We start from the raw sequence: 26,399 nt of genomic DNA on the forward strand, positions 1-26,399 counted from the left end.
GGGGTTGTCCGTCGGCCGGTCAGAGCGAGCTGAACTCGGCGTCGATAAGTTCGAGAAGTTCGTCCGCGGTGGCGGACTCGATCGCGCCGGCCGCGTCGTCGCGCGGCGTCGGCATGGCTGTGGCGCTCAGGTCCGCCAGCAGGGTGCGCAGCCTGACCTCGGCCTTGGCCCGCAGGGTGTCCTCGCCGGGTCCGATCGCGGCGATCGTGGTGGCCAGTTCGTCGATCTGGCCGAGCACCAGGAACCCGGGCTCCTCCTCGGGGAGCAGCCGGGAGAGCAGGTACTCGCTCAGGACGACGACGTCCGGGTAGTCGAAGACGAGCGTCGCGGGCAGCCCGAGGCCGGTGAGGGCGCCCAGGGCGTTCCGCAGTTCGAAGGTGCTCAGGGAGTCGAAGCCGAGCGCCTGGAAGGAGCGGTCGACCGGCACCGCCTGCGGTCCCGAGAAGCCGAGGACCTTGGCGACCTGCGCGCGCACCACATCCCGTACGACCTGCGTACGTTCGTCGGCGGGCAGCGCGAGCAGCCGGTCCCGCAGCGGTACGCCGCTGGCCTGGCCGGTGACCGCCGGGCGGGCGGGGGCGGGCACGAGTTCGCGGAACAGCGACGGTGCCGCGTCGGTGCGGCGGAGCGCCTTCAGGTCCAGCAAGGCGGGTACGAGGGCGGCGGCTCCGGACGCGACGGCGGTGTCGAAGAGGGCGAGCCCCTGTTCGGCGGAGATCGGCACGATGCCGGACCGGGCGATCCTGCGCCGGTCGGCGTCGCTGAGCCCGCTTCCCATGCCGTTGCTGCTGCTGCTGCCGCTGCCGCTGCCGCTGCCGTCGGAGGTGTCGTCCCACAGCCCCCAGGCCAGGGACAGACCCGGCAGACCGGCAGCCTGCCGCATCCGCGCCAGCGCATCCAAGAAGGTATTGGCGGCGGCATAGTTGGCCTGCCCGGCGCTGCCGAACACCCCGGCCGCCGAGGAGAACAGCACGAACGCCGACAGATCCAACTCCCCCGTCAGCTCATGCAGATACCAGGCCGCGTCCGCCTTCGCCCGCAGTACGCGCTCCACCCGCTCCGGAGTGAGCGACGTCAGCAACCCGTCGTCGAGCACACCGGCCGTGTGCACCACCGCGCTCAAGTCGCCGATGGAGGACAGCAGTTCACGCACCTGCTCGCGCTCCGCCAGGTCACCGGAGACAATCCGCACCTCGGCCCCCAGCCCGCGCAGATCGGCGGCCAGACCCTCCGCGCCGGGCGCGTCCGGCCCCCGCCGCGACACAAGCACCAGCTTCCGCACCCCATACGACGTGACGAGATGCCGGGCCACCAGCGCACCCAGCGTCCCGGTACCCCCGGTCACCAGAACCGTCCCGGAACCGAACTCCACGGCGGGGCCAGGCTGCCCCGCCGCACGGACGAGCCTGCGGGCCAGGACCGCTCCACCGCGCACCGCGACCTCCGGTTCGTCCGCGGCGAGCGCGGCGGGGAGCAGAGCGAGGGTGGTCGGGTCGTCGTCCAGGTCCACGAGGACGATCCGGCCGGGGTGCTCGGCCTGCGCGGAGCGCACCAGGCCCCACAGCGCGGCACCCGCAGGATCCGTCACCGCCTCACCGGCCGCACCCCGGGTCAGAAACACCAGCCGCGACCCGGCGAACCGTTCCTCCGCCACCCACTCCCGCAACACCTCAAGACCCCGGCACACCACCGCATGCACCGCACCGACACCGGACCCCGCATCACCGGGGAATGCGCCGAGGAAATTGGGGAAGCCGGGGAAGCCGAGGAAGGGAACGACGACGACCGGCGGCACCTCGGTGAGCGCGTCGAGGCCGGGGAACTCGTCGTAGTCCAGGCCCAGGGCGAGCGCCGGGACCATCCGCGCGGCGCACGGGCCGACCACCGCGATCCGGCCGGGGTCGGCCGGAAGGTCCGCGGCGGGCAGTTCGATCCACTGCTCGCGGAAGAGGCCGTCGCGGACGCCCGCCCGGCCGAGCTGCGCGGCCGACACGGGCCGCAGCGCGAGGGAACCCACCGAGGCGACCGGCGCCCCCGTGCCATCGCTCAGCCGCACACTGACCGCGGAGGCTCCGGCCGGGGCGATCCGCACCCGCAGCGAGGACGCACCGGAGGCGTGCAGGGTCACATCGGACCAGACGAAGGGAAGCCGCGCTCCGGATCCGCCGCCTTCCTTGCCCTGGCCTTCTCCGTCCCGGCCTTCGCCGTCGTGACGTTCGTCGTCCTGGCCGAGCCACAGCGCGTGCAGCGCGGCGTCCAGCAACGCCGGGTGCAAGCCGAACTGACCGGCCTGCGCGGCCTGTTCGCCCAGCTCCACCTCGGCGAAGATCTCCTCACCACGGCGCCAGGCGGCCCGTACGCCCTGGAACGCGGGGCCGTAGGCGAGGCCGGCCGCAGCCAACTCCTCGTACAGCGCGGCGGTTTCGACCCGTAGGGCACCCTGGGGCGGCCACTCGGTGAGACCGGCATCGACAGCCGCTTCCCCGGCGGACAGCACACCGCTCGCATGCCGCGTCCACGACCCCTCCTCGTCGGCGCGCGCGTGCAGAGCAAGGGCGCTCCGGCCCGACTCGTCCGGCTCCGCGAGCCGCAGCTGTACGTGCAGTCCGCCCTCGTCCGGCAGCATCAGCGGGGCTTCGAGGGTGAGCTCTTCGAGCCGCTCGGCACCGGTCACCATGCCTGCCTGCAAGGCGAGTTCGAGAACGGCCGCACCCGGCAGCACGACGGTGCCGTGCACGGTGTGGTCGGCAAGCCAGGGATGGGTACGCAGCGACAGCCGGGCGGTGAGGGTGACAGCCCCCGAGTCGGGCGCGGGGAGAACACCGCCGAGCAGCGGGTGGGCGACCGGGGTGAGACCGAAGGCGGTGGCGTCGCCGCCGGTCGCGCCGGAAGGGGCGGTCAGCCAGTAGTGCTCGTTCTGGAAGGCGTAGGTGGGCAGATCGACACGACGGGCACCAGTACCGGCGAAGAACGCCTCCCAGTCCACCGACCCGCCCCGGGAGAACAGCCCACCCAGCGCGGACACCAGAGTCCGCACCTCGCCACGCTTACGACGCAGGGCGGGCAGGAAGACCGTGTCGTCGCCGGTGGTGCCGGACTTGCCCATCGCGGTGCAGATCGCGTCCGGACCCAGCTCCAGGAACGTGGTGACACCGTCCGCTTCCAGACCGCGGATCGCGTCGAGGAAGCGGACCGGGCGACGGACATGCTCGACCCAGTACGTCGGATCCGTCAGGTCGACGGCGGCCTGACCGGTGACCGTCGACACGATCGGAATACGCGGCTGGGAGAACTTCAACTCGCCTACGACTGAAGCGAATTCGTCGAGAACCGGAGTCATCAGCGGGGAGTGGAACGCGTGGCTGACCGTGAGCTGCTTGCTCTTGATCCCACGGTCCCTGAGTACGGCCGTGATCTCGCCGACCGCCTCCTCCGCGCCGGAGATGACCACGGACGTCGGCCCGTTGACCGCACCGATACCGACACGGTCCTCGAACCCCTCCAGCAGCGGCAGAACATCAGCCTCGGAGGCCATCACCGCCACCATCACCCCACCGGACGGCAGGGCCTGCATCAACCGGCCCCTCGCCGCGACCAGACGGCATGCATCCGCGAGGTTCAGCACCCCGGCCACATGCGCGGCAGCGATCTCACCGATCGAATGCCCGGCCACCACATCCGGCCGCACACCCCACGACTCCACCAGCCGGAACAACGCCACCTCGACCGCGAACACGGCAGGCTGCGTAAAGCCGGTCTCATCCAGACCGTCCCCGGAAGCGATCACCTCCGCCAACGGACGCCCCAGCAGCGGATCCAGCTCCCCCGCCACCAGGTCGAACGCCTCCGCGAACACCGGGAACGACTCATACAACTCCCGGCCCATACCGGCCCGCTGCGACCCCTGCCCCGTGAACACGAACGCCGTACGGCCGCGGCGTGCCGTTCCGTGCGCCGCATCGCCTGTGGTCTCGCCTTGGGCGACCGCCTGCAGAGCGTTCACCGCGTCGTGGCGGCCGTCCGCGACGACGACTGCCCGGTGCTCCAGGGCGGCGCGGGTCGTCGCCAGTGAGTAGGCGACCGAAGCGGGGGTGGCAGTGGGCTCCAGGTCGGGCGTCCAGAACGCCGCGAGACGCCGGGCCTGGTCGCGCAGGGCCTCGTCCGAGTGGGCCGAGAGCAGGAAGGGCAGGGCGGGAAGGGCGTGGCCCGGCGCGGGGGCCTCGGTCTCGGCGTCCTCGGCGGGGGCGTGCTCGGTGGGGGCCTGCTCGATGACGACGTGGGCGTTGGTGCCGCTGACGCCGAAGGAGGAGACGCCGGCCCGGCGCGGACGCCCGGTCCCGGGCCACTCCCGCTGCTCGGTGAGCAGTTCTACCGCACCTGCCGACCAGTCGACCCGGGTCGTGGGGGTCTCGGTGTGCAGGGTCTTCGGCAGGATGCCGTGCCGGATCGCCTGGACCATCTTGATGATCCCGCCGACCCCGGCCGCAGCCTGCGTATGCCCGATGTTCGACTTCAACGAGCCGAGGTAGAGGGGCTGTTCGCGGTCCTGGCCATAGGCGGCGATCACCGCCTGCGCCTCGATGGGATCCCCGAGCCGCGTACCGGTGCCGTGCGCCTCGACGGCGTCCACCTCGGCCGCGGTCAGTCCCGCGTCGGTCAGGGCCTGCTCGATGACGCGCTGCTGCGACGGCCCGTTGGGCGCCGTCAGACCGTTCGAGGCACCGTCCTGGTTCACCGCCGAACCACGGATCACCGCGAGCACCTCGTGCCCGTTGCGCCGCGCGTCCGACAGCTTCTCCAGGACCAGGACACCCACGCCCTCGCCCCAGCCGGTGCCGTCCGCAGTGTCCGAGAAGGACTTGCAGCGGCCATCCGCCGCGAGCCCGCGCTGTCGGCTGAAGTCGACGAACGTGTTCGGCGTCGACATCACGGTCACGCCGCCCGCCAGGGCCAAGCCGCACTCACCGCGCCGCAGCGCCTGCACCGCAAGATGCACGGTGACCAGCGACGACGAGCACGCCGTGTCCACCGTGACCGCCGGCCCCTCCAGACCGAGTACGTACGCCACCCGGCCCGAGGCGACACTGCCGACGTCCGCGGTGCCCCGGAAGCCCTCGACCTCTCCCGGCAACTCGGGCAGGCGCGTCAGGTAGTCGTGGTACATGAAGCCCGTGTAGACGCCGGTGCGGGAGCCGCGGACGGACAGCGGGTCGATGCCGGAGCGTTCCAGCGCCTCCCACGAGGTCTGCAACAGCAGCCGCTGCTGCGGATCCATCGCAAGGGCCTCACGCGGCGAGATCCCGAACAGCGCCGGATCGAACTCCCCCGCACCGTGCAGGAACCCACCCTCCCGGGCATACGACGTACCCCGGTGATCCGGGTCATCGTGGAACAACCGCTCCAGATCCCAGCCACGGTCCACCGGAAAACCCGAGACCCCGTCGGCACCGGACTCCACCAGCCGCCACAGATCCTCCGGCGACTCCACGCCACCCGGGAAACGGCAGCTCATCCCCACCACCGCGACCGGCTCGTGGGCAGCCTCCTCCATCGCGTTCAGGCGACGGCGGGTGTCCTGCAGATCCGTCGTGACCCGCTTGAGGTAGGTCCGCAGCTTGTCCTCGGTGTTCTGGGTGTCGTTCACAGGGATCGCCTCGCGATGTCGTACCGGGAAGGGGATTTCGGGGGCGTGGCCCGCGGCCGGGGTGTGGCCCGCGGCCGGGCCGTGGGTGCCGTTCACAGCTCGCCGTCGATGAGGGCGAAGAGCTCCTCGTCGGTGGCGGCCTCGACCTGCGTGGCGAGCGTGTCGTCCGACGGTGCCGCGACCGGCCGGCCGCCGAACTTGTCGAGGAGCTCGCCGAGGCGCCGTACCAAGGCCGTGCGCTGCGCGTCGTCCGGTGCGCGCCGGCCGAGCAGTTCCTCCAGGGCCGTCAGATCGACCGGCATCCGCTCCGCGGCGGACCGGTGCTCGCGCAGCAGGTCGGTTTCGAGGTGCGCGGCGAGCGCCTGGGGTGTGGGGTGGTCGAAGACGAGCGTCGCCGACAACCGCAGGCCGGTCGCCTTGGTGACGCGATTCCGGAGCTCGACCGAGCTGAGCGAGTCGAAGCCGAGGTCCTTGAAGGCCTGCCCGGGGTCGATCAGCGTCCCCGACGCATGGCCGAGGACCGCTGCCGCCTCCGCGCACACCAGGTCGACGAGGACCGTCGTCCGCTCCTTCTCGGAGAGGTCCGCCAGCCGCTCGGCGAGCGGAGCCGGAGTCTGTGCCTGAGCCGTGTCCGCGGCGGCTCCGGCGGGCGAGGCACCGCCCCCTGCCAGTCCGGCGAACGAAGCCCCGTCCGGCCCCGCCGTACGTTGCCGTGCGGCGGGCACCACCGAGCCGAGGAGGGGCGGGAGCTGTCCGGCCGCCGCCTGCTCGCGCAGGGCGCGCCGGTCGAGGCGGAGCGTCAGGAGCGCGCTCTCGTCCGCGTCACGGGCCGCGTCGAACAGGGCGAGGCCCTGCTCGGCCGTGAGGCCGGCGAAGCCCGCCCGGGCGAGCCGGTGCAGCGCGGTGGCGTCCAAGTGGCCGGTCATGCCGCTGCGTTCGGACCACAGGCCCCAGGCCATGGACGTGGCGGGCAGGCCCTCGGCCCGGCGCCGCTGGGCGAGCGCGTCGAGGAAGACGTTGGCCGCCGCGTAGTGCGCCTGGCCCGCGCCGCCGAAGATCCCGGCCGCACCGGAGAAGAGCACGAAGGCGGCGAGGTCCCGGTCGCGGGTCAGCTCGTGCAGATGCAGGGCCGCGTCCGCCTTGGGCCGGAACACGGAGTCGAGCCGCTCACGGGTGAGCGAGGTGACGACTCCGTCGTCGACGATTCCCGCGGTGTGCACCACAGCCGTCAAGTCCGGTATAGAGCTGAGCAGTTCTTCCAGCTGGGCGCGATCGCCGACGTCGCAGACGGCGACCTGTGCGTCCGCTCCGAGCGCCCGCAGCTCAGCGACGAGCCCGGACGCGTCGGGCGCGTCCGGCCCGCGCCGGGAGGCGAGCACCAGGGTGCGCACCCCGTGGACGGCGACCAAGTGCCGGGCCACCAGCGCGCCCAGCGTTCCGGTGCCACCGGTGACCAGCACGGTCCCCGTGCCGAAGCCGCCGCCCGCGCCAGGTGTCGTCCGCGTACGGGCCAGGCGTGCCGCCCGGACGACGCCGTCGCGCACCACGAGCTGCGGCTCGTCCTCGAACGGCGCGGAGCCGAGGAGCCCGGCCGCACCGGGACCGTCGAGGTCCACGAGGCCGAGGCGTCCCGGGTTCTCCGTCTGGGCCGACCTCACCAGGCCCCAGACCGGGGCGTGTTCCAGGTCTCGTACGTCCTCGTCGTGACCGGCCGCGACGGCGCGCGTCGTGACCAGGACCAGCCGCGACCGCTCCAGCCGCTCGTCGCCGAGCCACTCCTGTACGAGGGCGAGGGCCCGCGCCGTCGCCGCACGCACCGCGTCGGCCGTCGGCTGCGCGGCGGGGCCGGTGCCAGTGCCGGTGCCGGTGCCGATGTCGGCACCGAGGGGGCACAGCACCACGTCGGGTGCGGACGCGCCCGCCGCCACGGCCCCCCGCAGCGCGGACAGATCCGCGAACCCTCCCTCGGCACCGAGGACTTCGAGGTGCCGAGCAGAAGCGGAAGCGGAAGCGGACAGCCGCTCCACGGGCACCCAGTCGAGCCGGTACAAGGGGTCCGCGTCCGCGGTGCCGAGGTCGCCGGCCGGGCGGAGCACGAGCGCGTCCACAGCGGCGACCGGCTTCCCGGCCAGGTCGAAGACGGCGACCGCGACGGCTCCGCCCGGTCCGGTCGGCGTCAGCCTGGTGCGCAGTGCGGTGGCCCCGGCCGCGTACCGGCGTGCTCCGGACCAGGAGAACGGGAGTCTGCGCTCGCCGCCGCCCTGGAGGAAGGTGCCGTGCAGCGCCGCGTCGAACAGGGCGGGATGCAGCCCGAATCCAGTCAGGTCACCGTCCTGCTCCTGGGGCGGCCGTACCTCGGTGAAGACCTCGTCACCACGCCGCCAGGCCGCGGTCAGACCACGGAAGGCGGGGCCGTACGTGAATCCGGCCGCGTCGAACGAGTCGTACAGCGCGTCGAGGTCGACGGGCTCGGCACCCGCCGGGGGCCACTCGGCCTCCGGCCGGGGCGCGTCGGCACCGGAGTCCGGCTCCAGCGTGCCGCTGGCGTGCGAGGTCCACTCCTCGGCCCCGACCACCCCATCGGCCCGGGCCTGCACCCGCACGGCCCGCCGCCCGGCCTCGTCGGCCGCGCCCACACTCACCCGCACCTGGACACCACCCTGCTCGGGCAGAACCAGCGGTGCTTCGAGGGTGAGCTCTTCAAGCCGCTCGACACCGGTCAACGCGCCCGCGTGCAGCGCGAGTTCGACCAGTCCTGTACCGGGGAGCAGCACCGTGCCCGCGACCGCGTGATCGGCGAGCCAGGGATGCGTACGCAACGACAGCCGACCGCTGAGCAGCACACCACCGTCCGGCAGCTCCGCCGCGGCGGCGAGCAGCGGGTGCCCCGCCGGGTCGAGGCCCAGGTCGGCCGCGCGTACGGATCCGCCGCGCGGCAGGTTCAGCCAGTAGTGCTGGTTCTGGAAGGGGTAGGTGGGCAGGTCGACGCGGCTGGCACCAGTACCGGTGAAGAACGCCTCCCAGTCCACCGACCCGCCCCGGGAGAACACCTCACCCAGCGCGGACACCAGAGTCCGCACTTCCCCACGCTTGCGGCGCAGGGCGGGCAGGAAGACCGTGTCCTCACCGGTGGCGCAGGACTTGCCCATCGCGGTGCAGATCGCGTCCGGACCCAGTTCGAAGAACGTGGTGACACCGTCGTCCTCCAGACCGCGAATCGCGTCGAGGAAACGGACCGGGCGGCGGACGTGCTCCACCCAGTACGCCGGATCGGCCCAATCGCCGCTCGCATCACCGGTGACCGTGGAGACGACCGGGATCTTCGGCTGGGAGAACTCCAACTCACCTATTAGTGAAGCGAATTCGTCGAGGACGGGACTCATGAGCGGGGAGTGGAAGGCGTGACTGACCGCGAGCTGCTTGCTCTTGATCCCACGGTCCTTCAGTACGGCCGTGATCTCGGCGACTGCTTCCCCCTCGCCGGAGATGACCACGGACGTCGGCCCGTTGACGGCACCGATACCGACACGGTCCTCGAACCCCTCCAGCAGCGGCTGGACATCGGCCTCGGAGGCCATCACCGCCACCATCACCCCACCAGAAGGCAGGGCCTGCATCAACCGGCCCCTGGCGGCGACCAGTCGGCAGGCATCGCCCAGGCTCAACACGCCAGCCACATGCGCGGCAGCGATCTCACCGATCGAATGCCCGGCCACCACGTCAGGACGTACGCCCCACGACTCCACCAGCCGGAACAACGCCACCTCGACCGCGAACACCGCAGGCTGCGTAAACCCGGTCTCATCCAGACCGCCCCCGGAGACGATCACTTCCGCCAACGGGCGTTCCAGCAGCGGATCCAACTCGGCCGCCACCCGGTCGAACGCCTCCGCGAACACCGGGAACGACTCATACAACTCCCGGCCCATACCGGCCCGCTGCGACCCCTGCCCCGTGAACACGAACGCCGTACGGCCCTCCGACACAGCCGCCCCACACACCGCCCCCGAAGCCAACGCCTCCAGCCCCGACACCAACTCCTCACCACCGGAACCGACCACAACAGCCCGCCGGTCCAAAGCAGCCCGGGTAGTGGCCAGGGAGTAAGCAACGTCCAGCAGTTCCGGCGCGGACTCGCCACGCAACCGCTCCAGCAGGAGCACCGCCTGAGCCTTGAGCGCCGCATCCGTCTTCGCCGTCACCACCAGGGGCAGCGCAGACAGCACCGTCCCGATCGGCGCCGACGCGGCATCGGCCGCTTCCGTGGCGGGCGCCTGCTCCAGGACCACGTGGGCGTTGGTGCCGCTCACGCCGAACGCGGACACGCCGGCGCGGCGCGGGCGCCCGGTACCGGGCCACTCCCGCTGCTCGGTGAGCAGTTCCACCGCACCCACCGACCAGTCCACGTGCGGCGACGGGACGTCGGCGTGCAGGGTCTTCGGCAGGATGCCGTGCCGGATCGCCTGGACCATCTTGATGATCCCGCCGACCCCGGCCGCAGCCTGCGTATGCCCGATGTTCGACTTCAACGAACCAAGATACAAAGGCAGTTCACGGTCGTCCTGGCCATAGGCGGCGATCACCGCCTGCGCCTCGATCGGATCCCCGAGCCGGGTCCCCGTACCGTGCGCCTCCACGGCGTCCACATCCTGCGGCGCGAGTCCCGCGTCCGTCAGCGCGGCCCGGATCACTCGCTGCTGCGAGGGCCCGTTGGGGGCGGTCAGACCGTTCGAGGCACCGTCCTGGTTCACCGCCGAACCACGAATCACCGCGAGCACCTCGTGACCGTTGCGCCGCGCGTCCGACAACCGTTCCAGGACCAGGACACCCGCGCCCTCGCCCCAGCTGGTGCCGTCCGCCTCGGCGGAGAATGCCTTGGAGCGGCCGTCGGGTGCGAGTCCGCGCTGTCGGCTGAACTCGATGAACAGGCCCGGGGTCGCCATCACCATGGCGCCGCCCGCGAGGGCGAGCGTGCACTCGCCGTCGCGCAGGGCCCGTACCGCGAGATGCACCGCGACCAGGGAGGACGAGCAGGCCGTGTCCACGGTCATGGCCGGGCCTTCGAGCCCGAGGGCGTACGCGATACGGCCGGACGCCACGCTGGACGATTTGCCGGTGAGCAGGTAGCCCTCCAGTTCCTCGGGGGCCTCGTGCAGCAGGGCGCCGTAGTCCTGGTGGATCACTCCGGCGTAGACGCCTGTGGGTGTGGAGCGCAGGCTGTCCGGGGCGATGCCCGCCCGTTCCAGTGCCTCCCAGGAGGCCTGGAGGAGCAGCCGCTGCTGCGGGTCCATGGCGAGGGCCTCGCGCGGCGAGATGCTGAAGAGGGCGGCGTCGAAGTCGCCTGCCTCGTAGAGGAATCCGCCTTCGCGGGCGTAGCTCCTGCCGCGGGCGTCGGGGTCCGGGTCGTAGAGCTCGGCGGTGTCCCAGCCGCGGTTCTCCGGCAGCCGGCCGACCACGTCGAGGCCTCGGGCGACGGTGTCCCAGAGCGCCTCGGGCGAGTGGGCGCCGCCGGGGAAGCGGCAGCCCATGCCGACGATGACGATCGGGTCGTCCTCATCGGCGGCCCGGGAGCGCCGGGACTCCTGTCCGGTGCCGGACGATTCCTGTCCGCCGGCGGACGAACCCTGTCCGGTGGCGGCCTGGTCGTCCGCTGCCACCAGGAGGGTGAGCAGGTGCGCGGCCAGGGCGGCCGGTGTGGGGTGGTCGAAGGTCAGCGTGGCGGGGAGGGTCAGCGCGGTGGCGGCGGCGAGCCGGTTGCGCAGTTCCACGGAGGTGAGCGAGTCGAAGCCGGACTCGCGGAACGCGCGGGTGGCGGCGGGCGCGTCGGCGACGGCACGGCCGAGCACGGCGGCGGCCTGGGCGCGTACGAGGTCGAGGACCGTACGTTCCCGCTCGGCCGGAGTCAGGGCCCGCAGGGTGTCGGTGAGCAGGTGGTCCGCGCCGGCGCCGCGTGTTTCGGCCAGCGCCCGGCGTGCCTCGGGGAGTTCGCCGATGAGCGGGCTCGGCCGGGTCGCCGTGAAGCGGGGGGCGAACCGCTGCCAGTCCAGGTCGGCGACGACGAGGACGGGCTCCGGCTGTGCGGCCGCGTACCGGAGGTGTCCGATGGCCTGCTCCGGGTCCATCGCGGGCACCCCGCGCTCGCGCATCCGTTCCTCGACGGTGTCGCCGACCATGCCGCCGCCGCCCCAGATGCCCCAGCCGATGGCGACCGCGGGCAGTCCCTCGGCGCGGCGCTGCTGGGCGAGGGCGTCGAGGCCGGCGTTGGCGGCGGCGTAGGCGGCCTGGCCGCCGTTGCCGAGGACGCCCATGACGGAGGAGAACAGGACGAACGCGTCCAGGTCCAGGTCCAGTTCGCGGGTCAGCTCGTGCAGATGAAGGGCCGCGTCGGTCTTGGGGCGCAGCACACGCTCCAGCTGCCCGGGGGTGAGCGCCTCGATGACGGCGTCGTCGAGGACACCGGCGGCGTGCACCACGGCGGTCAGGTCCGGCGCGGTGGACAGGAGCCCGGCTAGTTGTGCGCGGTCGGCGACGTCGCAGGCCGCGAGGGTGACGCGGACGCCCTGTGCTGTGAGTTCGTCGCGCAGTTCGGGGGCGCCGGGTGTATCGGCGCCGCGCCGGCCCACGAGGAGCAGGTGTTCGGCGCCGGCCTCGGCGAGGTCGCGGGCGACGCGGGCACCGAGCCCGCCGGTGCCGCCGGTGACGAGGACGGTGCCGTGCGGCCGCCAGCCGTCGCCGGACGGCGCGGTGTGCGGGGCCCGGACCAGGCGGCGGGCGAGGATGCCCCCGTCCCGTACGGCCAGCTGGTCCTCGCCGTCGGACCGTTCGAGGATGCCGCACAGTCGGCGCAGCGCCCGGTCGTCCGGTGCGGCGGGCAGGTCGATCAACCCGCCCCAGCGGTCGGGGTGTTCGAGGGCGGCGACCAGGCCGAGGCCCCAGGTCTGTGCCTGTACAGGGTCGCAGCCGGCGTCGTCCGCCGAGGTCCGCACGGCCTGCCGCGTCAGGCACCACAGCGGGGCGGTGACGCTCAGATCGCCGAGCGCCTGGACGAGGGCGAGGGTCGCGGCGGGCCCGCTGCCGTCGAGGGCGAGCAGGGAGAGCACTCCGGCGGGTGCCGTCCCGCAGTCGTGTACGGCGGCTTCGATGCGGCGTGCGCTCTCGGCACGGTCCGCGGTCGTCTCGACCTGGACGACCCGGGCGCCGCGCGTGGTCAGTTCCGCGGTGACCGCCGTGGTCCAGTCGTCGCCGGTCCCGCCTTCGGGCAGTGCAATCAACCAGCTGCCGCCGAGCTGCGGCATCGGAGTGTCGCCGAGGGGCTGCCAGGTGACGCGGTAGCGCCACTGCTCGGCCTCGGTGCGGGCGCGGGCCTCCTCGCGCCAGGCGGTCAGCAGCGGAAGGGCGTCGCGCAGGGGGCCGGGGTCGGCCACGCCGAGGGCGCGTCCGAGCCCGGGCAGGTCCTGGGCGTCGACGGCCTCCCAGAAGCGGTCCTCGCGCTCGTCACGGACAGCCTCCCGAGGGGCCGTGCCGCTGTCGGGGTCCAGCCAGTGACGTGCGCGCTGGAAGGCGTACGTCGGCAGGGCGGGAGCCGGCTCCGCCCCGGGACGCGGCCGCCGGTCGACGGGCACGCCCCGGACCTGGGCCTCGGCGAGCGAGGTGTGGAAGCGTACGGGGCCACCCTCGCCGCGGCGCAGCGAGGCGAGCACCGCGATGTCACCGGCGCCGGCCGCCTCCACCGTCTCCTGGACGCCGATGGCGAGGACGGGATGCGGGCTCATCTCCACGAAGGCGTCGAAGCCGTGGTCGATGAGCGTGCGGGTGGTGCGCTCGAACTCCACGGTGACGCGCAGATTGCGGTACCAGTAGCCGGCGTCGAGGTGTTCGCCGTCGAGCGGTTCGCCCGTCACGGTCGAGTAGAAGGGCACGGCGGAGGGACGGGGCGTGACGGGAGCGAGGAGTTCGGCGAGCCGCTCCTCGATCGCCTCGACATGCCGGGAGTGCGAGGCGTAGTCGACCGGCACCCGACGGGCCCGTACCCCCTCCGCCTCGAACGCGGCCAGCAACTCGTCCAGTTGCACCGCCGACCCGGACACCACCGTCGAGCGCGGCCCGTTCACGGTGGCCACGGACAGATCGTCGTAAGCGGCCAGCCGCTCGGACACCTCGGCCACCGGCTGCGGCACCGACATCATCCCGCCGTGTCCGGCGATCTCCCGGATCGCCTGACTCCGCAACGCGACAACGAGCGCCGCGTCTTCGAGAGACAGCGCACCGGCCACACACGCGGCCGCGATCTCACCCTGCGAGTGCCCCACCACCGCGGCAGGCTCCACACCGTACGAACGCCACAGCGCCGCCAGCGACACCATCACCGCGAACAGCACCGGCTGCACCACATCCACCCGGTCGAACCCAGGAGCACCCGGCTCACCCCGCAGCACACCGGTCAACGACCAGTCCACGTACGCCGACAAGGCCCGCTCACACTCCGCCATCCGCGCACCGAACACCGGCTCCGCATCCAGCAGTTCGACCGCCATCCCCTGCCACTGCGACCCCTGCCCAGGGAACAAGAACACCGTCTGGCGGCCTCCGGTGGCGGTACCCGTCACCAGCTGGGCCGCCGCCTCGCCCGCGGCCAGCGCGTCGAGCCCGGCGAGGAAGCCGGCCTCGCCGTCGAGGGCGTCCGCGACGACGACGGCACGTTCCTGGAGCGCGGCGCGCGTGGTGACCAGAGCGTGCGCGACGGCGCCGGGATCGGTGTCCGGCGCGTCGGCCAGTACGGCACGCAGCCGGGCGGCCTGGGCGCGCAGCGCCGGACCGGTGGCGGCGGACAGCGGCCACGCCCGGACGCCGTGCCGGGTCTCGTCGACCATGGCCACGGCACCCACCTCCGGGTGCTGCTCGGCCTGTTCGCCAGTCTCCGGCTCCGGTTCCGGGGCCTGCTCCAGAACCGCGTGCGCGTTGGTGCCGCCCACGCCGAAGGAGGAGACGGCGGCGCGGCGCGGGCGCCCGGTCTCGGGCCACTCCCGCTGCTCGGTGAGCAGTTCCACCGCACCCGCCGACCAGTCCACGTGCGGCGACGGGGCATCGATGTGCAGCGACTTCGGCAGGGTTCCGTGCCGCATCGCCAGCACCATCTTGATCACACCGGCCACCCCGGCCGCGGCCTGGGTGTGCCCGATGTTCGACTTCAACGAGCCGAGGTAGAGGGGCTGTTCACGGTCCTGGCCGTAGGTCGCGAGCACGGCCTGCGCCTCGATCGGATCCCCGAGCCGGGTCCCCGTACCGTGCGCCTCCACCGCGTCCACGTCTCGCGGGGTGAGCCCCGCGTCCGTCAGGGCCTGCTCGATGACGCGCTGCTGCGACGGCCCATTCGGCGCGGTCAGACCGTTCGACGCGCCGTCCTGGTTCACGGCCGTACCGCGGATCACCGCGAGCACCTCGTGCCCGTTGCGCCGCGCGTCCGACAACCGCTCCAGTACGAGGACACCCACGCCCTCGCCCCATCCGGTGCCGTCCGCGTCGGCGGAGAACGCCTTGCAGCGGCCGTCGGGCGAGAGCCCCCGCTGCTGGCTGAACTCCACGAACATGCCGGGCCCCGACATCACCATCGCCCCGCCCGCCAGCGCGAGGCGGCTCTCACCCGTGCGCAGCGAGCGCACCGCGAGGTGCAGGGCGACGAGCGAGGACGAGCACGCCGTGTCCACCGTCACCGCCGGGCCCTCCAGGCCGAAGGTGTAGGCGATCCGGCCCGAGGCCACGGCGGGCGTCGTACCCGTCAGCACATAGCCCTCGGCACCGCCGCCCGCCTCGTACAGCCGGGGCCCGTACTCCTGCGCGGTGAGTCCGACGAACACACCGGTACGGCTGGCCCGCAGGGCGTCCGGCGCGATACCCGCCCGCTCCAGCGCCTCCCAGGACGTCTCCAGGAGCAGCCGCTGCTGCGGGTCCATCGCCGCCGCCTCGCGCGGCGAGATCCCGAACGGGTCGGGGTCGAACTGCGCGGCGTCGTAGAGGAATCCGCCGGACCGCGTGTACGTCCGTCCGGGCACCCCCGGCTCCGCGTCGTACAGCGCGTCCAGGTCCCAGCCGCGGTCGGCGGGGAACCCCGCGACGGCGTCCCCGCCCGAGGCGAGCAGCTCCCACAGCTCGTCGGGCGAGGACACCCCGCCGGGCAGCCGGCAGCCCATCGCGACGATGGCGATCGGCTCGTCGGTACCGCCCGCGTCCGCGCCGCGGGACTCACGGACGGCCACGGTCCCCGCGCCGTCGCCCAGCTGGGCGCGCAGGTGCCGGGCGAGCGCACTGGGGGTCGGGTGGTCGAAGGGAAGCGTGGCCGACAGCTTCAGCCCGGTGGCCGCGCTCAGCTGGCCGCACAGCTCCACGGCACTCAACGAGTCGCAGCCCAGCTCCTTGAACGTGCGCCCCGGGTCGATCTCCTGCGGGCCCGCGTATTCGAGTACGACGGCGGTGCGCTCGCGGACCAGGTTCAGAAGGGACTGTGCATCGACCTTCGACGGCTCCGAAACCACCTCTGCGACCACCGCCGCAACGGGCTCCAGCGCGACCGGAGAGGTGCCGATCCAGTAGGGCCGACGCTGGAAGGGGTAGGTGGGCAGGTCGACATGGCGGGCACCAGTACCGGCGTAGAAGGCCTCCCAGTCCACCGATCCGCCCCGGGAGAACAGCCCACCGAGCGCGGACACCAGGGTCCGTGCCTCCCCACGCTTGCGGCGCAGGGCGGGCAGGAAGACCGTGTCGTCGCCGGTGGCGCAGGACTTGCCCATCGCCGTGCAGATCGCGTCCGGACCCAGCTCCATGAACGTGGTGACACCGTCGTCTTCGAGGGCACGGATGGCGTCGAGGAAGCGAACCGGGCGACGGACGTGCTCCACCCAGTACCCCGGGTCGGCCCAGTCGCCGCTCGCATCACCAGTGACCGTGGAGACGACCGGGATCTTCGGCTGGGAGAACTCCAACTCGCCGACGAGCGAAGCGAATTCATCCAGAACCGGAGTCATCAGCGGGGAGTGGAAGGCATGACTGACCGCGAGCTGCTTGCTCTTGATCCCACGGTCCTTCAGTACGGCCGTGATCTCAGCGACGGCTTCCCCGGCACCGGAGATGACCACGGACGTCGGCCCGTTGACCGCACCGATACCGACACGGTCCTCGAACCCCTCCAACAGCGGCAGAACATCAGCCTCGGAGGCCATCACCGCCACCATCACCCCACCAGAGGGCAGCGCCTGCATCAGCCGACCCCGGGCCGCGACCAGACGGCACGCGTCCACGAGGTTCAGCACCCCGGCCACATGCGCGGCAGCGATCTCACCGATCGAATGCCCGGCCAGCACATCCGGCCGCACACCCCACGACTCCACCAGCCGGAACAACGCCACCTCAACCGCAAACACGGCCGGCTGCGTGAAGCCCGTCTCATCCAGACCGTCCCCAGAGGCGATCACCTCCGCCAACGAACGCCCCAGCAGCGGATCCAACTCCCCCGCCACCCTGTCGAACGCCTCCGCAAACACCGGGAACGACTCATACAGCTCCCGGCCCATACCGGCCCGCTGCGACCCCTGCCCCGTGAACACAAACGCCGTACGGCCCTCCGACACAGCCGCCCCACGCACCGCCCCAGAAGCCACCGCCTCCAGCCCGGACACCAGCTCCTCACCACCCGAACCGACCACAACAGCCCGCCGGTCCAAAGCAGCCCGCGTAGTAGCCAGGGAGTAAGCAACATCCAGCAGTTCCGGCGCGGACTCACCACGCAACCGCTCCAGAAGAAGCACCGCCTGAGCCTTGAGCGCCGCATCCGTCTTCGCCGTCACCACCAGAGGCAGCGCAGGCAACACCGCCACAGCAGGCATGGACACGGCGTCGGCCGGTGCGGGGCTCTCGGCCAACACCAGATGGCAGTTGGTGCCGCCCATCCCGAACGAGGAGACCCCCGCCACCAGCGGCCGGTGCGGGCCTTCGCCCTTGCTGTCGGTGTCGCCGTCGGGGTCGGTGTCCGGCCAAGGCCCCGTCTCCGTCCGCACCTTCAGCCGCAGCTCGTCGAGCGGGATCGCGGGGTTGGGGATGCGGAAGTGCAGGCTCGCGGGCAGTTCGCGGTGCACGAGCGCGAGAATCACCTTGAGGAGGCCGGCGATACCGGCCGCGCCCTCCAGGTGGCCGATGTTGGTCTTCACGGAGCCCACGTGCAGCGGGCGTCCGGGTTCCCGGGCGGCACCGAGTACGGCGCCGAGGGCCTTGGCCTCGACCGGGTCACCGACCTTGGTGCCGGTGCCGTGCAGTTCGACGTAGCGCACCTCGGACGGATCAGTGGCCGTCCGCTCGTAGGCGCGGCGCAGTACGTCCTCCTGGCCCTGGGGCGAGGGTGCGGTCAGGCTCTGCCCGCCGCCGTCGTTGTTGACGGCGCCGCCGCGGATGACGGCGAGGATCCGGTCGCCGTCGGCGCGGGCTCGGGAGAGCGTCTTGAGGACGACGAGGCCGCCGCCCTCTCCGTGCACGAAGCCGTTGGCGTCGGCGTCGAAGGTGTGGCAGCGTCCGTCGGGAGAGAGCCCGCCGAACTTGGTGGCCGCGACGAACCCGTCGGGAACCAGGTCGAGATGGACACCGCCGGCCAGGGCGATCTCCACTTCGCCACTGCTCAGGCTCTCGCAGGCGCGGTGCACGGCGACCAGCGAGGACGACTGGCCGGTGTCCACGGTCATGCTCGGGCCGCGCAGGCCGAGGGAGTAGGAGACGCGGCCCGCGAGGACGCCGCGCTGGAGGCCCGTCATGCTGTGCTGGGTGATCGCTTCCAGGCCCTGGCGGGCGGCGAGCGTGGCGTAGCCGTCGGCCATGGCGCCCACGAAGACGCCCGTGCGGCTGCCGTGCAGCGTGGCCGGAACGATCCGGGCGAACTCCAGTGCTTCCCAGGCGAGTTCGAGGACGAGGCGCTGCTGCGGGTCCATGACCGTGGCTTCGCGCGGCGAGATGCCGAAGAAGGCGGGGTCGAAGCCGCTGACGTCGTCGAGGAAGCCGCCCCGCGTGCTGGTGCTCCGGCCGGGAGCGCCGGGGTCGGCAGCGTGGTGGGCCGCGGCGTCCCAGCGGTCGGCGGGCACTTCGGTGACGGCGTCGGTGCCGTCGCGCAGCAGCGTCCAGAAGGCGTCGGGACCGGGGGCCTGCGGCAGTCGGCAGGCGAGGCCGATGACGGCGATCGGTTCCGGCGTGGGCATGTCCGTTCCTCTCCCCCCGTGCCCATGGGCACGGGCATGCGTGTGGTGTGTGTCGTGCGGGCGACCGGTGGGCCGCGACCAGCGAGCCGCAGGCAGTGAGCCGCGGGCAGTTCAGCCGCGGGCGGTCAGCTGCGGGCGGTCAGCTGCGGGCGGTCAGCTGCGGGCACTAAGTCGCTCAGTGGGTCGCGCTCAGTGCGTCGCAGGCAGTAAGTCGCGGTCAGTGAGTCGCGGGATGCGGCGCGAAGGGCTCCATGTCGCCCGCGATGGCCTGGACGTAGTCGTCCGTGGCGATGGGGGCGCCGACGACGTCGTACGGAACGCCGAGCGCTTCGGCGAGTTCCAGGGCGTGCGGGGCGAGCCGTGCGCAGATGTCGTTGGCCAGCTGTCGCAGGCCGCGTACCTGGGTGACGGTGAGCAGGCCCTCGGCGAGGTACCAGCCGTCGTGGACGCCGGTCTCCTCCAGGACGTGCAGGGCCAGCAGGTCGGTGAGGACGGCCCTGGCGGCGGGCTCGGCCACCGCGTCGAGGGCCTCGCGGACGAGGGCGGTCAGCTGTGACTGGGCGTGTGCCCAGGCGAGTTCCCGGCCCAGGTCGCCGTGTTCGTTCCACGCTTCGAAGGGGGTGAGTCCGGCCTCGGCCGCCTTGCGCAGCCCGTCGGTGAGCTCCTGGTGCAGCCGGCTCTCCCGGGCGTGGGCGAGCCGGGTCCAGGTGGCGGGGTCGAGTAGGTCCTGGCCCGCGTCCGAGTCGGCGTCGGCCAGGGGGGTGGCCGTCGGCGGTGTGTAGTCGATGCCGGCGGCGAGGGTCTGCGCGGAGTCGGTGAGCATGATCTCGTTGTCCGCGGCGGCGGCGTTGAAGGAGTGGGCGAGACCCTGGTAGTCGAGGAACCTGTTGTCGGCGAAGAAGCCGAGGGCGCCGCTCGCGGTCCGGCAGCGCGAGGTGACCCGCTCGGCGTACCGGTCGACGGCGACCTTGAGGAGCGAGAAGCTGCGCACGGTGGCCGCGGTGAGCCGCGGCTGCTCCTCGGTGGCCACGGACCGTGCGGCGAAGGCCGTCACATAGGCGGTGGCGAGGGCGCCGAACAGGGCGCGCTGCTGGTTGCGGTAGGCGATGACGGGCTGGTCGGCGGCGAGCCGGCCGAAGGTGGAGCGCCGGTGCGCGTGCCGTACGGCCACGGCGGCCGAGGCCCGGGACACGGCGGCGAGTCCGACGGTGGCCGCCTCCCAGGCGTGCCGGATGACGCCGAGCAGGCGCCGGGTGCGGACCAGCCGGTCGCCGGCGGGGTCGGTGAACGAGCCGTCGGCGCCGAGGGTGGCGCCGTCGCGCAGCCAGTTCCGGAAGGGGATGCGGACCCCGTCGAAGGCCACCAGCGAGCAGTCCAGGGGCAGCAGGGCGGTGGGCCGCTGCGGGACGACGCGCACACCGTGGCAGGGCCCGTCGGCGTCCTGGATCGGTACGACGAAGAAGAACAGCCCCTGGTCGGTGCCGTCGGCGACGAGCCGGGCGCTGACCACGGCGAGCCGCGGCACTCCGGGGGACGCCACTCCGGGCGGGAACTTCACGGCGGCGGCGTCCGGGGTGCGCAGGACGAATTCCTGTGCGGCGGCGTCGTAGACGGCTTCGGTGCGAATGGCCGCGTTGCTGTTTCCGCGTCCCAGCTCGGTCATCATGAGGGAGCCGACGGACTCCATGGAGGTCAGCGACTCGACGATGTCGTTGAGGTCCTCGCGGCCTTCTCCGAAATCGCGGACGGCGCCCATGGTCGTGCCGTGGTGCAGGAACGTGGCGTAGAACAGGGACGGGTCGGCCAGGGCTGACCACTCGAAGAGGGTGAAGAGCAGCGGGCGGTTGCCGAGCAGCGGTTCCCGCACGTCGAGGCGGTCGTTGAGGTGACGGAGCCGGCGGTAGGTGAGGGCGCAGCGGTCCTCGTCGCTCAGCCCGAGGGGCCGCTCGAACAGCTCGTCCCGGAAGGCCGCGTGGACCTGGTCGCGGTATTCCTCGTGGCCCACTCCCTGGATGAGCGGCGCCAGCGATTCCGTCAGTCCGAATTTCCCGCCCACTTTTTTGACCCCCCGGTTGAGTAACTCTTCACGAACAGTCTTCCGATTCGCATTTAAGGGATCAAGACACTTGTTTCAGGCCTGCGTGAAGTTACTTCAGGGAACCGTCAATGACAGATCCGTGCAAAGAAATACAGATCCGTGAAAACAAAAAAGGAGGGGCGCAGGCCTGTGGCCGCGCCCCTCCGGGGTCCCTCGGGATCAGAACTGGACCCCCGGGATCAGAAGTTGATCCCTCAGGATCAGAAGTTGATCATGTGCCCGGCCAGTCCGTGCACCGCCTCCTTCACCGCCTCGCCCAGCGTCGGGTGGGCGTGGACGTTGCGGGCGACCTCGTGGACCGTCAGGTCCCACTGCTGGGCCAGGGTCAGCTCCGGCAGGAGTTCGGTGACGTCGGGGCCGATCATGTGGGCGCCGAGGAGTTCGCCGTACTTCGCGTCGCTGATGACCTTCACGAAGCCGGTGGCGTCGCCGAGGCCGTGCGCCTTGCCGTTGGCGGTGAAGGGGAACTTGGCGACCTTGACGTCGAAGCCCTTCTCGCGGGCCTGCGCCTCGGTCCAGCCGAAGCTCGCGACCTGCGGCTGGCAGTACGTGGCGCGCGGGACCATCACGTAGTCCAGCTCCATGGTCTCCGCGTCGGCGAGCGTCTCGGCGGCGACCACTCCCATGGCCTCGGCGGTGTGGGCGAGCATCAGCTTCGCCGTCACGTCACCGATGGCGTAGATGTGCGGGACGCTCGTGCGGCAGCGGGCGTCGACGTCGATGGCGCCGCGCTCGGTGAGACGTACGCCCGTGTTCTCCAGGCCGTAGCCGGTGACGTTGGGCGCGAAGCCGATGGCCTGGAGGACCTTGTCCGCTTCGAGCACCTGCTGGTTGCCGTCCTTGCCGGTGACGGTGACGCGCACCTGCGGGCCGGACTCGTCGATCGACTCGACGCGGGTGGAGGTGAGCACGTCGATGCCCAGCTTGCGGTACTGCTTGGCGAGTTCGGCGGAGATCTCCGCGTCCTCCAGGGGCACGACCCGGTCGAGGAACTCGACGATGGTGACCTTCACGCCGTAGTTGTGCAGGACGTAGGCGAACTCGATGCCGATCGCGCCCGCGCCGGCGATGACGACGGAGCGCGGCAGGTCCTCGGAGAGGATCTGCTCCTCGTACGTCACCACGCGGTCGCTGCGCCGGGTCCCCGGGAGCAGCCTGGGCGTGGCGCCGGTGGCCACGATGCAGTTGTCGAAGCCGATGGTGCGGGTCGTCCCGTCGGCCTGGGCTATCCGCAGGGTGTTGGCGTCCAGGAAGGTGCCCCGGCCGTCGAACTCGGTGATCTTGTTCTTCTTCATCAGGTAGTGGACGCCCTTGACCCGGCCGTCGGCCACGCGGCGGCTGCGCCGGAAGGCCTCGCCGTAGTCGAAGGTCACCTCGCCCTCGGCCTTGATGCCGAAGGTCTTGGCCTCGCGGGTGAAGATATGGGCGAGCTCCGCGTTGCGCAGCAGGGCCTTGGTCGGGATGCAGCCGACGTTCAGGCAGACCCCGCCCCAGTACTTCTCCTCCACCACCGCGACCCGCTTGCCCAGCTGGGCGGCGCGGATGGCGGCGACGTAGCCACCGGGGCCTGCTCCGAGGACGACGACGTCGAAGCGGTCTTCCATGGGGGTTCTGCCTTTCCTGGTGCTGGGTGGTGCCGAGTTGTCCCCGGGCGGGGACGGGCACGGCTGATGTCAGCCGACGACCGTCCAAGTGTCGCCGCCGGCCACAAACGCGGTGAGGCCGCCCTCGCCGTTACCCTCCGGCCGCGTCTTCACGACACCGTGGACAACGTGTTACGGGCCGACCGCTGGATGTCCGCGACGAGTTCGGCCTGGCGCAGGACATGCCCGTCGGGCCGGGTGCCGGACGTGACGGCGGCCGCGAACGCCTCGACCGCGGCCAGGACCTGGTCGGCGGGTTCCAGTTCCCGCTGCTCGGTGCCGGACCGCCGCTCCAGGCGGATCACCGGGCGGTGGTCGGCGGGGGGTGTGAAGGCCCGGTCGACCGTGAGACGGCCCTCGCTGCCCCACACCTCGTAGCGGGAGCCGTAGGCGTGGTCGATCCCGAACGTGAGCTGGACGCCGACCCCGCCGGGGGTGCTCAGCAGTGCCGCGCCCGCGATGTCCACGGACCGGCCGGGCGCGGTGTGGAGCACGGCGTTCAGGACGCGCAGTTCGTCGCCGAGGAAGTGCAGCGCGGCCCGGACCGGGTACACCCCGGTGTCCAGCAGGGCGCCGCCGCCGAGTTCCGCGCTGTGCCGGATGTCCTGGTCGGGCAGCCGGGGGATCGCGAACTCGGCGCGGAACGCGCGGACTTCGCCGATCAGACCGTCGGCGATCCAGCCGCGCACCGTCTCGTGCTGCGGATGGTGGACGAACATGACGTTCTCCATCAGGACCAGGCCGAACGCCCGGGCCAGTGCCAGCAGCTCGGCGGTGGTCGCCGGATCGGTGGTGAGCGGCTTCTCCGCGAGCACATGCTTGCCCGCGCGCAGCGCGGCCTCCGTCCACCGCGCGTGCAGCGCGGCGGGCAGCGGCACGTACACCGCGTCGACGTCGTCCCGCTCCAGCAGTGCGGCGTAGCCGTGCACGGCCCGGGCCCCGTACCGCTGGGCGAGCCTGCGGGCCCGGTCCGTGTCGCGGCTCGCGATCGCGGCGATCTCGACGCCCTCCGCGGCCGCCATGGCGGGCAGCATGCGGCGGCGGGCGATGTCCGCACAGCCCAGCACGCCGATCCGAACGGGTGCCATCAGGTGTGTGTCCTCATCGCGTTCAGGCAGGCCAGCAGGGTGCGTCCCTGCACGTTGACGTAGTGGCCGTGCCGGACGAGCGTGGTCAGCTGAGCCGGGGTGACCCAGCGGTAGCCGGGCGGCGGGTCGAGCGGCGCCTCGTCCTCGTCGGCCTCGACGATCAGATAGCGGCTCTCGGCGTTGAGGAACCGGCCGCCCTCCTCCGCGTGCACGGCCTCGTAGCGGATACGGTCCGCACTCGCGCCCAGCACCAGGTCGAGGAAGGGGGGCCGGCCCGCCTCGCCCAAATGGGCGTGGTTGCCGGGCGTGTACTGGACGGTGGGGCCCAGCTCGACCGTGTCGAGGAAGCCGCCCTCGACCCGGGCGTGCGCCAGGACGTGCGGCACCCCGTCGATGTCGCGGGTCAGGAAGGCGGTGACGCCGCGGCCGACCGGCTCGAACAGCGGCTGGCTCCAGCCGGTGACCTCGCGGCTGCCCGCCTGCACCCGGACCGCCACGACGTCGAAGTAGCGGCCCTCCTCGTGGCTGATGGTCTTCTCGCCGCGCCGCCAGCCGGGCAGACCTTCCAGCGGTACGCGTACGGCGCTCACGTCGTGGCGGGAGCGTTCGGCGGTGAACCAGGACAGCAGCTCCGTGTCGGAGTGCAGGGCGCCGTTCGTCTCGTCCGGGAAGGGCGCGCAGGACAGGACGGTGCGCGAGTCCATGTTGATGACGTTGTCCCGGTGCAGGAGCTCGCCGATCTGACCGAGGGTGAGCCAGCAGAAGTCGTCGTGCAGGGGGACGTCGCCCACCGCCTCGACGATCATGTTGCGGTTGCTCTTGTGGAGGAACCAGGAGCCGTGCTCGGACTGGAGCACGTCGGCGTGGACCCGGCCTCGCCGCGGGTCGGTGAAGTACTCGATGTACTTCACGTCGGCGCCCTTGTGCACCTTGGTGTAGTTGCTGCGGGTCGCCTGCACGGTCGGCGAGAGCTGGAGCAGATTGGGGTTGCCGGGCTCCATCTTGGCCTGCATCAGGAAGTGCAGGACGCCGTCGAACTCCTTGACGAGGATGCCGAGGATGCCGACCTCGGGCTGGCTGATGACGGGCTGGTGCCAGTCGCGTACGGCGCCGTCGCCGGTGGTGACGTGCAGCCCCTGTACGGAGAAGAAGCGCCCGCTGTGGTGCACCAGGTCGCCGGTGTCCTGCTGGAAGAACCAGCCGTCGAGCTCCGCGAACGGGATCCGGTCGACCTCGAAGCGGTGGGCCTGACGGCGCTGTTCGAGCCAGTCCGCGAAGTTCTCGGTGCGCAGCCAGGCACCCGTGGTGGCCGCCGCGGAGCGCGCGATGCGGGACGGCAGCTCCGTGTCCTCGCGGGGCTTGAGAGCAAGCCCCAGGGTGAGGGTGCTCATGAGTTGGCCCCCACGAACTCCTTGACCGAGGAGATGACGTAGTCGAGCATCTCGTCGGTCAGCCCCGGGTAGACGCCGACCCAGAAGGTCTGCTCGGTGACGACGTCGCTGTTGGCGAGGTCGCCGACGACGCGGTGCGGCTGGCCTATGTAGGCGGGGTGCCGGGTCAGGTTGCCGGCGAACAGGCGCCGGGTGCCGATCTTGCGGTCCTCCAGGAAGTCGACCAGCGCGGCCCGGGAGAACGGCGCGTCCGGCTGGACCGTGAGGACGAAACCGAACCAGCTGGGGTCGCTGTTCGGGGTCGCCTCGGGCAGCAGCAGATGCGGGGTGCCGTCCAGGCCCTCGCGCAGCCGCCGCCAGTTGCGCTTGCGGGCGTCGATGAAGTCGTCGAGCTTGGCGAGCTGGGTGAGGCCGAGCGCCGCCTGGAGGTCGGTCGCCTTCAGGTTGTAACCGACGTGCGAGAAAATGTACTTGTGGTCGTACCCGGCCGGCAGGGTGCCCATCTGGTAGTTGAACCGCTTGAGGCACTTGTTGCTCTCGCCCGGCTCGCACCAGCAGTCCCGGCCCCAGTCGCGCAGCGACTCGACGATGCGGGCCAGCGCCAGGTTCGAGGTGAGGACGACGCCGCCCTCGCCCATCGTCAGGTGGTGGGCCGGGTAGAAGCTGACCGTGGTGAAGTCGCCGAAGGTACCGGTGAGCTGTCCGCCGTAGGTGGCGCCGACCGCGTCGCAGTTGTCCTCGATGAGGAACAGGTTGTGGTCCTCGGCGAGCTGGGCGATCTCGGCGACCTCGAAGGGGTTGCCGAGCGCGTGCGCGATGATGATCGCGCGGGTCTTCGGGCCGATGGCCGCGGCGACCCGGTCCGCCGTGGTGTTGTAGGTGCCGAGCTCGATGTCGACGAAGACCGGGACGAGACCGTTCTGCAGGATCGGGTTGACGGTGGTGGGGAAGCCGGCCGCGACCGTGATCACCTCGTCGCCGGGGCGCAGCCTGGTGTCCTCCAGCAGGTGCGAGGTGAGCGCGGTGGTCGCGAGCAGGTTGGCCGAGGAGCCGGAGTTGGTCAGATGGGCCTTGCGGCGCTTCATCCGGCGCGCGAACCGGGACTCGAACATGCGTGAGCTGCGCCCCGCCGCGATCCGCAGGTCCAGCGCGGCCTCGACCAGCGCCACCCGGTCCTCCTCGTCCAGCACGGCGCCGGACGGCCAGATCTCGGTGGTGCCGGGGATGAATCCGTCGTCTGCGAGGGTGTCGCGGTGGTACTTGCGGACCTCGTCCAGAACCAGTTCTTTGTGGACGCTCATCGTCG

At 72.0% G+C, this 26,399-nt stretch carries 7 protein-coding genes; all 7 read right to left on the minus strand.

Annotation, left to right across the window (positions count from 1 at the left end):
* Nucleotides 1–19 precede the first annotated feature (19 nt).
* Nucleotides 20–5,680, minus strand: a complete 5,661-nt coding sequence (locus OG975_RS20395) for an SDR family NAD(P)-dependent oxidoreductase (RefSeq protein ID WP_406336371.1) — start codon at nt 5,678–5,680, stop codon at nt 20–22.
* 56 nt (nt 5,681–5,736) lie between these two features.
* Nucleotides 5,737–18,873, minus strand: a complete 13,137-nt coding sequence (locus tag OG975_RS20400; RefSeq protein WP_406330723.1) for a type I polyketide synthase — start codon at nt 18,871–18,873, stop codon at nt 5,737–5,739.
* A 217-nt stretch (nt 18,874–19,090) separates the two neighbouring features.
* The gene (locus tag OG975_RS20405) at nt 19,091–20,929 is read right to left on the minus strand and encodes an acyl-CoA dehydrogenase (RefSeq protein WP_406330725.1); all 1,839 of its coding nucleotides are present in this window, start codon (nt 20,927–20,929) and stop codon (nt 19,091–19,093) included.
* Between the two features lie 242 nt (nt 20,930–21,171).
* Nucleotides 21,172–22,575 carry a dihydrolipoyl dehydrogenase gene (gene lpdA, locus OG975_RS20410; RefSeq protein WP_406330726.1) on the minus strand — a complete coding sequence of 468 codons (1,404 nt, stop codon included), beginning with the start codon at nt 22,573–22,575 and terminating at the stop codon, nt 21,172–21,174.
* A 149-nt stretch (nt 22,576–22,724) separates the two neighbouring features.
* Nucleotides 22,725–23,702 (minus strand): Gfo/Idh/MocA family protein, encoded by a 978-nt coding sequence (locus OG975_RS20415; RefSeq protein WP_406330727.1) that lies wholly within the window; start codon nt 23,700–23,702, stop codon nt 22,725–22,727.
* Nucleotides 23,702–25,093, minus strand: a complete 1,392-nt coding sequence (locus OG975_RS20420) for an NDP-hexose 2,3-dehydratase family protein (protein WP_406330728.1) — start codon at nt 25,091–25,093, stop codon at nt 23,702–23,704. Before OG975_RS20420 ends, OG975_RS20415 begins: the two co-directional genes overlap by 1 nt.
* Nucleotides 25,090–26,394: a lipopolysaccharide biosynthesis protein RfbH gene (rfbH, locus tag OG975_RS20425; RefSeq protein WP_406330730.1), complete on the minus strand. Its 1,305-nt coding sequence runs from the start codon at nt 26,392–26,394 to the stop codon at nt 25,090–25,092. Before rfbH ends, OG975_RS20420 begins: the two co-directional genes overlap by 4 nt.
* Between the last annotated feature and the right edge of the window lie 5 nt (nt 26,395–26,399).

It is taken from the genome of Streptomyces sp. NBC_00203 (assembly GCF_045206325.1).
Classification (GTDB): Bacteria; Actinomycetota; Actinomycetes; order Streptomycetales; family Streptomycetaceae; genus Streptomyces; species Streptomyces lutosisoli.